The organism is Motilimonas thetidivivens, assembly GCF_046452435.1.
GTDB lineage: Bacteria > Pseudomonadota > Gammaproteobacteria > Enterobacterales > CBDFNC01 > Motilimonas.
In genome coordinates, this window is sequence record NZ_JBKFDK010000002.1 from 47715 (window position 1) to 61754 (window position 14040).

The 14040-nt window shown below is 44.1% G+C and carries 10 protein-coding genes; 3 read left to right on the forward strand and 7 right to left on the reverse strand.

Annotation, left to right across the window (positions count from 1 at the left end; translation table 11 throughout):
• The 6 genes from ACK8OT_RS02405 to ACK8OT_RS02430 all read right to left on the reverse strand — a co-directional run bounded on the left by ACK8OT_RS02405 (window position 1) and on the right by ACK8OT_RS02430 (window position 8158).
• Complete coding sequence (locus ACK8OT_RS02405; protein WP_410194908.1) at window positions 1-2349, reverse strand: DNA polymerase II; 2349 nt, start codon at window positions 2347-2349, stop codon at window positions 1-3.
• A gap of 116 nt (window positions 2350-2465) precedes the next feature.
• The gene (gene nhaD, locus ACK8OT_RS02410; RefSeq protein WP_410194909.1) at window positions 2466-3905 is read right to left on the reverse strand and encodes a sodium:proton antiporter NhaD; all 1440 of its coding nucleotides are present in this window, start codon (window positions 3903-3905) and stop codon (window positions 2466-2468) included.
• Between the two features lie 407 nt (window positions 3906-4312).
• Window positions 4313-4885, reverse strand: coding sequence for a GNAT family N-acetyltransferase (locus ACK8OT_RS02415; protein ID WP_410194910.1), 573 nt, complete (start codon window positions 4883-4885; stop codon window positions 4313-4315).
• Window positions 4886-5032: 147 nt separating this feature from the next.
• Window positions 5033-6895 carry a formylglycine-generating enzyme family protein gene (locus ACK8OT_RS02420; RefSeq protein WP_410194911.1) on the reverse strand — a complete coding sequence of 621 codons (1863 nt, stop codon included), beginning with the start codon at window positions 6893-6895 and terminating at the stop codon, window positions 5033-5035.
• A gap of 426 nt (window positions 6896-7321) precedes the next feature.
• The gene (locus ACK8OT_RS02425) at window positions 7322-7849 is read right to left on the reverse strand and encodes an NlpC/P60 family protein (protein ID WP_410194912.1); all 528 of its coding nucleotides are present in this window, start codon (window positions 7847-7849) and stop codon (window positions 7322-7324) included.
• Window positions 7850-7870: 21 nt separating this feature from the next.
• Window positions 7871-8158 (reverse strand): DUF406 family protein, encoded by a 288-nt coding sequence (locus ACK8OT_RS02430; protein ID WP_410194913.1) that lies wholly within the window; start codon window positions 8156-8158, stop codon window positions 7871-7873.
• A gap of 199 nt (window positions 8159-8357) precedes the next feature.
• On the opposite strand from ACK8OT_RS02430, the gene ACK8OT_RS02435 reads away from it, so the two are divergent.
• Together ACK8OT_RS02435 and ACK8OT_RS02440 are read left to right on the forward strand one after the other, a co-directional pair.
• A complete protein-coding gene (locus ACK8OT_RS02435) occupies window positions 8358-9368 on the forward strand; it encodes a M14 family zinc carboxypeptidase (RefSeq protein WP_410194914.1) in 1011 nt (336 codons plus the stop codon).
• Window positions 9369-9407: 39 nt separating this feature from the next.
• The gene (locus tag ACK8OT_RS02440) at window positions 9408-10193 is read left to right on the forward strand and encodes an alpha/beta fold hydrolase (protein WP_410194915.1); all 786 of its coding nucleotides are present in this window, start codon (window positions 9408-9410) and stop codon (window positions 10191-10193) included.
• On the opposite strand, the gene ACK8OT_RS02445 is transcribed toward ACK8OT_RS02440, so the two are convergent.
• A complete protein-coding gene (locus ACK8OT_RS02445; protein ID WP_410194916.1) occupies window positions 10190-10804 on the reverse strand; it encodes a TetR/AcrR family transcriptional regulator in 615 nt (204 codons plus the stop codon). The genes ACK8OT_RS02440 and ACK8OT_RS02445 overlap by 4 nt on opposite strands.
• 527 nt (window positions 10805-11331) lie before the next feature.
• Between ACK8OT_RS02445 and adhE the strand changes: the two genes are divergently transcribed.
• Window positions 11332-13998 carry a bifunctional acetaldehyde-CoA/alcohol dehydrogenase gene (adhE, locus tag ACK8OT_RS02450; RefSeq protein ID WP_410194917.1) on the forward strand — a complete coding sequence of 889 codons (2667 nt, stop codon included), beginning with the start codon at window positions 11332-11334 and terminating at the stop codon, window positions 13996-13998.
• Window positions 13999-14040 lie beyond the last annotated feature (42 nt).

Sequence of the window (14040 nt, forward strand, 5' to 3'; positions counted from 1 at the left end):
CTAAAACAGGCCTAGTTGATCATCAGCAATGGCCGCAAAACTCAGCCCTATGGCCGGTAATATCGCATCGGCAATGGGCTGCAGTTGTTTCTCTATGTAATGATCGTAATCGGGTGTACTGGTTAAATACTCGATAGCTTGTGGGCCAACTAAGGTCTGCACATATCTGACCACCCCTTTGTATTGATATTGTAATGGCTTACCTTGCCTTTCATTCTCTAAGTCGGCATTGATTGCAGCGCGCGCATGGGGCGGTATGTTTTTCACATAGGCTTTAATGGGCTGACCTAAGCGCTTGCGATACACCAGCTGTTGGTCAAAATCCCCGCGACGCGTTTGCAGCACCAGTTGGCGAATGTAGTCACTGGGATCTTGTTCGGCAAACACCATTTCATACAAGCGAGTTTGAAATAAACGGGCTAATTCGGTCCAATCGGAGCGCACCGTTTCTAGCCCCTTAAACACCAACTTTTGCGTGCTTCCATCGTCGATTAACCCCGCATAGCGTTTTTTACTGCCTTTTTCCGTGCCCCTGATGGTTGGCATAAAAAACTGGCTGTAATGGGTCTCGTATTCCATCTCTAGAAAACAATCTAAGCCAAACTCTTTAGCCAATTTTTGCTGCCATGCCTGATTAATCTCGGTAGCTAAGGTTTTACCTATTTTGTCTGGATCTTGGCCAACTTTAAGCTCATTGCCTAACCAAACAAAAGTTGAATCGGTATCGCCATAGATCACTTGCCAACCCTGTTGCTCTATCCACTGCTGGGTTTGTTTCATTATTTGATGACCCCGCAGGGTAATCGAGCTAGCAAGACGCGGATCGTAAAAACGACACCCACCAGAGCCGAGTACGCCATAAAATGAGTTCATAATGATTTTAATGGCTTGCGATGCCGCACTATCTTGCTCAGCTTTAGCTTGATCGCGCGCTAGCCATAAATGGCTAATAATATCGGGTAAAAAATGGTTGTCGCGAGAAAAATAAGCGCCGACAAAGCCCTCAATCGCTTGCTCTGGCTGCTTTAACCCTTCGATCATCCCCACTGGATCTATTTTAAAGGTGCGAATAATCGAGGGATACAAGCTTTTATAATCCAGTACTAACACGTGTTTGTATAAGCCCGGCTGACTGTCCATCACATACCCACCGGGGCTGGCTAGACCACCATGAGGTGGCAAATTGGGCGCAACATAACCGGCTCGGTGCACCTTAGGTAAATACAAGTGCGTAAAGGCGGCCACCGAGCCACCTGCACGCCCTAACTCTAATCCTGTTAAACGGCTACGTTGTTGTAAAAAGGGCAATAATTGGCATTGCTCAAATAAACGCCAAACCAATCGACAATCTTGTAAGTTATATTGCGCTAGGGCGATTTTATCGTGTTGGAATTGATAATTAATCTGGCTGAGTTTATCTACACTAACATCAAGCTCTTTGCCCTCGCCGAGTAAGGTGTTAGCGACATGCTCTAAGCTAAAGTTCTCAAACTGATAGCTGGCAGCTTTAAAGGCTTCGATGCCATCTATCACCACCCGCCCTTGGATCTGCAAAAAACCATTACCTTGCTGTCTATCACGCCATTTTGCTTGGGTATTGGCTCGGCCATAGTTTGGTTTGATCCCCAGCAACTCGGCGCGCTGCACGAGAATACGAAAATCAAAATTAATCACCGCCCAGCCGATCACCACATCGGGATCATGCTCTGTGAGCCAAGCTAAAAAGCGACTAATTAAGTCATGCTCTGACTCGCACCAATGGAGATAGTCAGGGGCATTTGGCACTGATGCTCCGCGCATATAGACCCATTGTCCCCAATCCGCATAAAGGCCTATGCTGTATAGCTCCCCCTGCTCTGAGCATTCGATATCCAGCGACACAATTTTTAACTGAGCTTCACAATTGGCTGGCTTAATTTTGGCGTCACGCACCTCAATATAATGCTCGCGCTGTATAAATTGCCCAGTGAAACAGGCATCACCTTGCACAAAGCGCTCCATTAAATAGCGCTCATGAGCCTTAATGTCTGCTTCAAAGGTGTCGATATTGGCCGCCGCTAAGCGCCGCGCAGCTTGGTGAGCTTGATAGCTAGAGTCAAAATACAAGCCACACACTTTTTGATGATCGAAGGTCGTTAATGCCAGGGGGGTCGCTTGCAATGAAAAGTCGGTAAGTAGTGCTAAAGCCAGCTCAAGCTGCGCCTCTACCACAAAGAAAACCACAGGCTCAGGCGAAGTGAATAAACGATATACTTGGTTTTCACCCTTTAACCAAAACTCATTACTGACGCCGGTTGGCCGATTATGGCTATGACGCGATAAAATAAAGCCCGTTGCTAGATTAACCACTTTCACTCCTTATCGTTATCAAGCCGTATGATAACCGTAACGAAAGCAAAATACTTAACCAAGCAGGCATAAAAAAGGCGCAGAAACTGCGCCTAAAGACAAGTAGAGTAACCAGATTAAAATAGGCTACTGTTCAACCATAGGTGAACTAAGATACTCGCCGCATAACCTAAGGCGATAGCAGGAGCCCACTTTAGGTGTGCGCCAAAGGTATAGATACCACGCGCTTGACCCATTAATGCAACACCTGCCGCCGAGCCAATAGACAATAAGCTACCACCCACACCCGCTGTTAAGGTTACTAATAACCATTGGCCATGTGACATTTCTGGATTCATCGTCAATACCGCAAACATAACCGGAATGTTATCGACAATAGCCGATAAGATACCCACCGCCACGTTAGCAAAGGTCACATCCCATTGAGTATACATGACATGAGAAATCAAGCTTAAGTAGCCAATAAAGCCAAGACCACCTACACAAACAACCACACCATAGAAAAATAACAACGTATCCCATTCAGCTTTAGCAACACGATTGAACACATCAAATGGCACCACCGAGCCTAGGTACTGCAAACGCTTTTCGTCATTAGCTTGCTCCGCTAATGCACGTTTGCGAGCCAAGGATTTATTCAGTGTGCGGCGTAAGTAGTAACCAAAGAATTGTAATAAACCTAGGCCTGTCATCATACCTAGCACCGGCGGCATGCCTAGGAAAGAGTGAGCACTAACAGCCATCACTATGGTCAGCAAGAATAAACCCACAATCACAAAGGCACCGCGCTTGATTTCTACCGCTTCATCATTCGCTTCTGGTTTTTCATTACTGATAAACAAACTCATTATCGCAGCAGGCACTAAGAAGTTAACTGCCGATGGAATGAATAAATCGAAGAACTCAGTAAACCCTAAGATGCCTTTTTGCCACACCATCAGAGTTGTAATATCACCAAAAGGACTAAATGCACCGCCAGCATTAGCCGCAACCACGACGTTAATACAGGCCATAGCAACAAATTTCTTGTTGTCGCCACCCACTTTCATGATGACGGCACACATTAACAGCGCGGTGGTTAAGTTATCCGCCACAGGTGAGATAAAGAACGCGAGGATGCCCGTTAACCAAAATAAACGACGTAGGGTAAAGCCTTTATTGACCATCCATGAACGCAGGCCATCGAATAACATACGCTCTTCCATCGCATTGATGTAGGTCATCGCCACCAATAGGAACAGCAGCAGTTCGGCATATTCTAGCAAGTTATGGCGAAATGCTTGCTCTGCTTCATGGCTCATCCCATGCTGCGCATAAACAAAACCTATCATGCCCCAGATAACACCGGCAGCGACCAACACAGGCTTAGATTTACGCAAATGCAGTACTTCTTCGCCCATCACCAAGATGTAAGCGACAACAAATACCAATACCGCAATATAGCCCACAGCCGATGAAGTAAGATCTAAGGAATCTCCTCCCGCACTGGCGAAACATAAAGGTGAAAATAACATCACCAATAACACCCACATCGTTCGGATCACGCTTTTATTCATTATTACTACCTTTGTTTTGCATCCTTGAAAAAAACTGGCGCGACAATAGCACAGGGATTTTTCTATTTTTTGAATCAAGTTCAAAGTTTTAAGATGACAACAAATTTTTACCGATACTAAACATCGGTATTTTCGATGCTTAAATCGTTCATTTTTCAGTTTTCTGATAAGTGGTCAAATTTCACCCAATTATCAGGATGATAAGTGAGACGCAGCCGAGCTTAAATAAGGCATTAGGATGAGATAAATACAAGCTAGCGGCCGATTTCGCTAGCAGTAACAGAAATCCAAAAGGCAGCATTGCGCAGATTGAGATGTGACAGCAGCGCGCACCTCAACAGGCGGTCGAGGTGAAAAGTAAGCTTTAGCCATTATTGTTAAGATATGCTTGTAAAAGCTAGTCTAACTTATGCGCTATGTACTTTTTTAGAGCGATGGGTAAGGCAAGCCAACTCATAATATTGGTTGTTATTATATGAAAACTCCTGAATGACTTGCAGCCCCACTTTTTTAGTGTGCGCAGCATAAGAGCGGGGATTAATCTTGTTAATAAAAGTGACGAGTACCGCGTACTTTGATGACATTTGCTGTAAGGAGAATTCAAACACCATTTCTAATGCGCCCTGCCCTCGAACTGATTTATCAACGCACACAGGCCCATATTGATATGAGTTGTCTGTGTTTAGCTGGTAACCTTGGTAAGTTAAGCTCGGTAACTCTTTGATCATGTGTGCAAACATTGGCCAACGCGCCCAAAACTGCCAAGAAGCCGCCATTGCATAAGCCACTATACAGCCATCTTTTGTGACCACAGATAGACCATTTTCCGACTCAATAAGCTCCACTAATTGGGCCTCTGTGAAAGCGGTGGTGATAAAGCCATCCTGCTTATCTTCTGCGGCAATAGAGTCAACTTGATATCTAAAATGCAGATCTAAAACCTCAGAAATATCAGCCACAGTGGCTAAACGTGCTTGCATAATATGCCTCATGTAAAAGTGTTGTGCAGATCTTGTTCAGTGTGAAGAGTCAGCTTAAAAAGTATCTATTCTGGTTGATTCAGCATGCCAAAAATAAAAAAACCGCGACACAAGGCGCGGTTCTTTTGATGCTAATTCGAGTGTTGTTTATTGCGCTCGAACGACGCGAAAACCTATGTAGTTAGCAGCAAAATTTGAGCTAATCTCAAGTCTTGAAGAAGCGCGCGCTAAGCTAGGAGCAAAATTCCATGCACCGCCTCTTACTACTGCAGGGTTACTGTCGGTTAATTCCCAAACGTTACCTACGGTATCAAATAAACCAAATTTATTGGCTTTAAATGAGCCTGTTGGCGCCGTGCCATTGTTAGACCAACGACTGCCACACCAACCGCAGTTAGCATTACCGGCACCCACGTTGTTGCCCCACCAGTAATCAGTACTTGAGCCCGCACGCGCAGCAACTTCCCACTCGGTTTCGGTTGGTAAACGATATTGATACCCCGTGCTTCGGCTTAACCATTTGGTATAAGCCTGCGCATCCGCACTGGTTACACAAACAACAGGTGAGCGTTTAGACTGCTCAAAACCCGGATTTTGCCAAGACATACTTGAACTGTACTCAGGTGCACCACTTGAATAAGATGCACAGCCCTGGCCTTTTTCTGCTGTAGTGCGATAACCCGTTGCATTAACAAATTTTTCAAACTCAGCAACGGTGACTTCTTTTTGGCCAATACCAAAAACAGCCCCGATGGTAACGTTACTAGGCGCTTTTTCATTGCCTAGACCACGCCCCTGAATATCACCAATTTTGTAACTACCCGAACCAATAGCAACCATTGCAGGTGCTTTACCGCCGTCACTGTATTGATCTGAGAATTTTTGCCCCGGTTTTAAATTAACCACTAAGCGACTTAGCTCGGCACGAATGGTTTTAGCACCCGATAGTTTCACGGTTGTATTGTAGGTATGAAAACCAGGTTTTTTTACCGTGACCTTGTATTCACCAGGTGGCAACATGGCATCAACACGACTTGCGCCGTAACTTTTGCCATTAATAAAAACTTCATCATGGAACTGATCTGAGCGCACCGTTAAGGTGACCATGCCAGGTTCATTTTGCACGGGAGAAAATTCAACTTCTTGATAATCACCTGACGCTGCCTGGTCAGAATTAACGCCACAGTAGCGATAATCTAAGCTAAGTAATCGACATGCTTGCGCTTGTGGTAAGCGGCCTTCCATTTCCACCAGCATTTTTACGCTGTAATCGCCTTGACCACTAAAGCCACTTTCCAACACTTTTTCACTGACAATTTTAATGCCTGCAGCCGCTGTATCACGATGCTTAGACACCAAAGCTTGCTCTGTCACGTTTTGAAATAGTTTATTGGTTAACATTTGGCTAGCCGTTTTTTTAGCCAAATCATTACCTTGCTCAGCACACTGCTTAAATGTCACGTCTTCGCCACAAGCAATGCTTTGGCTCACTTCCATCTTGCCGCCTTGGCTAAACTCACGCTTAATCCGCTCAACCCTAGCAAAATTGAAACGCTCCTTGAGGTTTTCAATTTCATTAAGCATGCTGAACTGAGTCACTTTTGAATTTGCGAGCTTTTCTTCATTAGAAGCCAACAGTGTCTTTTGTGCTTTTACTTTTTCTTTGTTCAGACTTTGGGCTTGAAGGGCATATTGATAAGCTTCAATTGCGGCTGAGATATCCAAAGAGGGATCCGAAACCAACAATTCGTACTGTTTATCCATTTCAAGCAAAGCAGCTTTACGCTTATTCTCAAGAGTTGTGTTGAGTTCAATCAGACGTTGTAGTTCATCTTTGTCTTGTTGAATTGAGCTTCTAATTTTTTCAAGACCGCCAACATAAGCGTCAAACTCAGCCTGTTTTGTCTGAATTTTATTATCTAACTCAGCGACTTGGCTTGCATATATGGGAGTGGCAGCCATGCCTAATGAGAAGATACCAGCCGATAATACCAGTGGAGCTATCCGCATTTTTTCTATTCCATGCCAAAAACAGTCTCATCACCAAAAATAATGAGTAAAATGTTTGATTATTATGATCTTTATATTTGTATATATACCAAAAGCATTACGCATTGGTAATTTTGCCTGTCAATCCTATTGCCTAACGCACAAAATGACAAGTGCAGGCTTATCAGAAAAGCGACCTAAGGACAGGAAAAATCGACATTTTTTTAACATTCTTAGCCCTTAACTGGGTATTAAACTAAGGGCTAATGCCTTGTTATATCAATGCTTACAAAGGACTTAGATATATTTAGTACGTTTGATTTTACCGTACATATAGGTTGCTTAAACTAATTTGGAAAAATGTCAAATTATTGGGCTTAGTCACGATTTTTCTAATGAGTGCGCTATTTCTGTAAAAAATCCCGTTTCGCCATTTTTCTGTCATCCTTATTGGATACGTCGTGACATCCAGTAACGCTTTTTCCAGTAAGGATTATCTAATTGTGAAATGATCACGCCTTTACTGGTGCTCGCATGCAGAAACTGGCCATCTTTAAGGTACACTCCAACATGCTGAGTTCTACGGGATATGCGGAAAAAGACCAAATCCCCAGTTGTCAGTTCACTGCGCTTAATTTGGCGTCCAAGCTGTGCTTGCTGAGTCGTCGTCCTTGGCAAAATGGCATCAAAACTATCTTGATAGACCCGCTGTACATACCCCGAGCAATCAACCCCTTTGGTGCTCGTACCGCCAAGTCGATAGGGTACGCCTTGCCATTGCTCATAATGATCGAGCAAGAGGTCGATATCGTGGGGCTCACTTGCTGGTTTTGCAGCCACTTTTGCTGGTTGCTGACTTGACGGCATAGTCGTTTGTTTAACCTGATTCGTTGTTGACTCAGGTGACGAACTACAGCCAGTAAGCAACAAAGCCAGTCCAGCTAGCACCAATATGAAATAAGGTCGACGGCCCATTTAAGCTCCTTAAAATGGCGATTAACGCAAGCTCATTTCAAAAATCAGTCGCTCAGCAGTGCATGAAAAGCGAATGTTAATCTGCATCGCAATCCCTGCATCTAAACCTTGTGTCACTTCTTCAATTTCACAATCAGGGTACTTTTCTTTAGCACGTTGAATGTAATCTTGTGCTAACGGCCGAGCTTGTTCAATACTAGGCGCACTGATTGGCAAAGTTAAAACGTTGTCATCTTCATGGATAACGCTACCTAGCTCAACTAGCACACCACAGGCTTCACATACATCATCATTTTTTTCAACTGTCATAATAATCCCCTTTAAGTAAAGTCTGCGCATTAAAACCTAAGGCCAAATCAAAAAACAAGCAGAATTAACCAATAGACCCGCGAAAAACAATAAATGTTAATTTAGAACAACTATTAACCGAAATCCAAGTGCTTATTTTCATCAAACTGTCTTACGCTTATTTTACCGTTAACCCTAACTCCCTTTTCTCGAACACGGCATGCAAACAAACATACCTGAATTAGACAAAATAATTGAGCTTATCGAGCGCCATCAGGACATTTTACGTGCCAACGTGCTTGGTTATGTTAACGAAAAGAAAGAGTCATACCCTATCCATGGGATCGAAATAGGCAGTGAATTGCCTCATAGCCCTACGGTTATCTTTGTTGGCGGCATACACGGTGTAGAGCGAATTGGCAGCCAAGTGATTATCGCCTTTCTCGACAGCATTTTGGAGCGATTACAATGGGATAATCACTTTCAACAGCTGTTTACTCAAGTTCGAGTGGCGTTTTTGCCATTGGCCAATCCCGTCGGTTTTTTAAAAAATACGCGCTGTAATGGTCAAGGGATAGACTTAATGCGCAATGCGCCCGGGGATGCCATTTGCCCGACCACTTGGTTAGTTGGCGGACATAGGATCAGCCGCCACTTGCCTTGGTATCGGGGCAAGCAAGGCTTGGCGCCAGAAAGTGAAATTTTATTATCTTTTGTCAGTAATTTGGTCGACCGCGCGAGTTTAACCCTTAGCCTTGATGCTCATTCAGGATTTGGCCTGCGCGATCACCTATGGTTTCCCTATGCAGGAAATATCGCCCCCTATCCCATGCTTGGTCAAACTTATGGCCTAATGAACTTATTTGATCAAACTTACCCCTATCACGCCCATTATCAAGTTGCACCGCAAAGTCACTTTTACACTACTCACGGTGATCTCTGGGATCATTTATCCAAACAGCATAAGCGTCAGCTTTTTATCCCGCTCACGTTAGAAATGGGATCTTGGCTATGGGTAAAAAAGAATCCTCGCCAACTGTTTAACTTTGCCGGTTTTTTTAACCCACAAAAACAGCACAGATATGAGCGTATTTTAAGAAGACACACGGTACTGATGAATTTTTTAATACAAGCCGCATATTCATCAGCAAACTGGCTGCCAGAAGGCAAAACCTTAGGCCTGATGAATGATGCCGCTAAGCGATTGTGGTATCAGGACTTAAAACGATAACGACAAATCGTTCTTTCGCTCAATATTGAGGAAGCTCAGATGGAACCATTAAATGCACAGCCTACGGTAGTACTATTAAGAGGTTTATCACGTGAACAGCGCCATTGGGGGGATTTTCCGGCGATCTTACAAAAGCAGCTCCCTCAGCATCAGGTGATCTGCTTAGATACTTTGGGCAATGGTGAACGCTTTCAGCAACAAAGTCCGCTATGTATTAGCCTGTACTGCCAAGACATTTTAAACCAATTAGCGAAGCAGAAGATTGAGAATGCGATTTTAGTGGGGTTATCATTGGGGGGAATGGTTGCCCTAGCCTCGTTGGCAGCGCATTCCAGTCAAGTAGATAAAGTGAGTCAAGTTATCGCCATTAATACTAGCTCACGCTATTCTTGGCCTTGGCAGCGCTTTGCGCTATTACCTTTTTGCAAGGGATTACTGAGCGCGAAGCGCTACCCAGATTGTAGCAAAATGGAGCACACCATTTTAACCCTCACCAGTTTACTGCATAAACAAGATTTAAATGTACTCAAGTATTGGAGTGAGTTGCGCCAGCAAGCCCCGACATCGATAACAAACAGCCTGCGCCAGATTATTGCAGCAGCAAGGTTTAAACCGTCTATTGACATGCTAGTGGGTAAACCCGTGAGTTTTATTTATGCTAAACAAGATCAATTGGTTAACCCTAAATGCACATTAGCTTTAGCCAAGGCCTTAAAAGCAGCTACTTATGTCATCGATCAGGCGGGTCACGATGTTGCCCTCGACCAGCCGCAAGTGTTGGCCAACACCCTAGCCAACATCATCAACAGCGGGAATAAGAATTAGTACTCATTAATGGCTTCTAACTCATCGCATAATTCATACGATGGCTGCATCGCTAAGGTAATCAAGTCACGCATCAATTTGATTTGACGCCTTGCCATCACCGCATTCATCTGCGGGTTAAGCCGGTTAACGCTTAAACCTGTGATAAAAGTGCGCACTAAATGAGCCAACGTATCTTCACTTGATTGCGCCATGGGTGAAAAACAACGCCACAAATTTTCTGATCCTTGATATAGCACAGGCCCAACCACCTGCTCGAGCTTGCTGTCGCCGCGCATCGATAACCATAAGTCCATCATCACTAGCTGCATTTTACTTTCAGGATCACGGTATAAGGCATCTAACATGGCCTTCACGAACTCTAAAGGATGGCAATATCCATGTTGGTAATAAAGCGCCACCTGCTCAGCAAACATGGTTTCAACTAAGTCGGCGATCAGGCCCACTTTACCATCTGGATATTGATGATTGAGAGCGCCACGAGTCACCCCCGCTGCATTACAAATCGCGCTGGCGTTGGTACCTGAATAACCAAATTGAACCAATTGGCTTAATGCCGCCTGACGAAGTGCCTCTCGGGTTGCTGCGTTTCGCTCTGCTTGAGTTGCCATAAGTAGCACCAATATCTCTAGTTGAAAAAATTAAGCACTGAAATATACGATAACGAAGTTTAAATTACTTTGAATATTAATAAAAACAATACAAAATTTTAATAAACGCAACAACAGAGGATGCAAAATAGATAAACAAAGTTGCGACTGAACACGGTGGCTGTAACTAAAGGTTAAATCAGTGCGATTTAATGTGATCTAACGCTAACAGAAGGTCAAAAAAGATGAAACTTTCCTACCATTTCAGGCAATATAATGGTTAGCAGCCAATATTAGTAATGCAAATAACACTTCAGAAGGCCTGTTATTTAGGGGCTGACGGTTAATTTTCAACCGTTCTACCCCAAGAGTAATAGATTTTCTTTTGTAATTTAGCAACAACTGATCCAAATCAACATTTTGACCACGATCAGTCATATAATCCTTCATGAAAGTTATTTACTAAGGCAGCAACAGCGTCACCCCCAACACTCTGGGATAATGTTCCACCCTTAATAAAGAATTTTTATTTACTAGGAGTAACCAAGATGACAGTTAGCAATCTTGCTGAATTAGACGCAATGGTCGCACGTGTTAAAGCGGCACAGAAAGAATTCGCAAACTACAGCCAAGAGCAAGTAGACAAAATTTTCCGCGCGGCTTCACTCGCTGCTTCTACAGCTCGTATTGAACTAGCCCGAATGGCTGCTGAAGAATCAGGCATGGGTATCATGGAAGACAAAGTAATCAAAAACCACTTTGCTTCTGAATTCATCTACAACAAATACAAAGATGAAAAAACCTGTGGCATCATCGACAAGAACGATGAGGGCGGTACTATCACTATCGCTGAGCCAGTTGGTATCGTTTGTGCCATCGTACCAACCACCAACCCAACCTCAACTGCTATCTTTAAAGCACTGATTTCTCTTAAAACACGTAACGGTTGTATCTTCTCGCCACATCCACGTGCTAAAAACGCAACTAACTTCGCAGCTAAACTAGTTTTAGACGCAGCTGTTAAAGCGGGTGCACCAAAAGACATTATCGGCTGGATTGACCAACCTTCGGTTGAACTATCTAACGCGCTAATGAAGCACAATGACATCGCCCTTATCCTTGCAACAGGTGGTCCAGGCATGGTTAAGGCAGCTTACTCTTCTGGTAAGCCAGCTATCGGTGTTGGTGCTGGTAACACACCAGTGGTTATCGATGAAACTGCAGACATCAAACGTGCTGTTTCTTCTATCTTAATGTCTAAAACATTCGACAACGGCGTAATCTGTGCTTCTGAGCAAGCCGCTATCATTGTTGAGTCTATCTACGACGACGTAGTAGCACGTTTTGCTAAGTACGGCGCAGCAGTACTAAACAAAGCTGACGCAGACAAAGTGCGTAAAGTATTAATGATTGACGGCGCGCTAAACGCGAAAATCGTTGGTCAACCAGCATACAAAATTGCTGAGCTAGCGGGTGTAACTGTACCTGAATCTACTAAGATCCTAATCGGTGAAGGCCTAGAAGCAACACCTGAAGATGAATTCTCTCACGAGAAACTATCTCCAACCCTAGGTGTTTACAAAGCGAAAGACTTTGAAGACGCAGTACGTCAAGCTGGCATCGTACTAGATATCGGCGGTGTAGGTCACACATCTGTACTTTATACTGACCAAGATGCTAACGCAGATCGCATCGCTTACTTCGGTGACAAGATGAAGACCGCGCGTATCCTAATCAACACGCCTTCTTCTCACGGTGGTATCGGTGACCTTTACAACTTCGAACTAGCGCCTTCTTTAACACTAGGTTGTGGTTCTTGGGGTGGTAACGCGATTTCTGAAAACGTAGGTCCTAAACACCTAATCAACAAGAAAATTGTAGCGAAGCGAGCAGAAAATATGTTGTGGCACAAACTACCTAAATCTATCTACTTCCGTCGCGGCTCTCTACCTGTTGCAATGGACGACCTAGACGGCAAGAAACGCGCTATGATCGTAACTGACCGTTTCTTATTCAACAACGGTTACATCGATGACCTACGTGCCATCCTAAAAGAAAAAGGCATGGAAGTTGAAGTGTTCCACGAAGTAGAAGCGGATCCAACACTTTCTGTTGTTAAAGCGGGTGCTGCGGCATGTCACAGCTACCAGCCAGACGTAATCCTAGCAGTGGGCGGTGGTTCACCTATGGATGCAGCGAAAATCATGTGGGTAATGTACGAGCACCCAGAAACTGATTTCGAAGACCTATCAATGCGCTTTATGGATATCCGTAAACGTATTTACAAGTTCCCTAAAATGGGTAGCAAAGCTGAACTAGTATGTATCACAACTACTTCTGGTACAGGCTCTGAAGTAACACCATTTGCGGTTGTAACTGACGATGCAACAGGTCAGAAATATCCACTAGCTGACTACGAACTAACGCCAAACATGGCGGTTGTAGATGCTAACCTAGTAATGGATATGCCTAAGTCACTATGTGCCTTTGGTGGTTACGACGCGGTAACTCACGCAATGGAAGCTTATGTTTCTGTACTAGCGAACGAGTACTCAGACGGCCAAGCACTACAAGCGCTTAAACTACTTAAAGAGTACCTACCAAGCTCTTACGCTAACGGTAAAGCTGACCCAGTTGCACGTGAAAAAGTACACAACGCGGCAACTATCGCAGGTATCGCGTTTGCTAACTCTTTCCTAGGTGTATGTCACTCAATGGCGCACAAACTAGGTGCTGAGTTCCATATTCCTCACGGTCTAGCTAACGCATTACTACTGACTAACGTAGTACGTTACAACGCGACGAATACACCGACTAAACAAACTGCTTTCTCTCAATACGACCGTCCAAAAGCACGTGCTCGTTACGCAGAAGTAGCTGACCACTTAGGTCTTGGCGGTAAGAACACAGAAGAGAAGCTAAATAACCTACTAGCATGGTTAGACGAGCTGAAGAAAGAAGTTAACATCCCAATGTCTATTCAAGAGACAGGCGTTAACGAAGCTGAGTTCTTAGCGAAAGTTGACGAACTAGCGGTAGATGCGTTTGATGACCAATGTACTGGTGCAAACCCACGTTACCCACTTATCAGCGAGCTTAAAGAAGTACTAATCGCTTCTTACTACGGTGTACCGTACGTTGAAGGCCAAAAGTGTCAAGACAAGCCTGCAGCAGAAGCCAAGCCAGCTAAAGCTAAAAAAGCAGCAAAAGCTTAATTAACATAAAAAATGTGTTAACTGAGTTAAAAAACAAAGCCC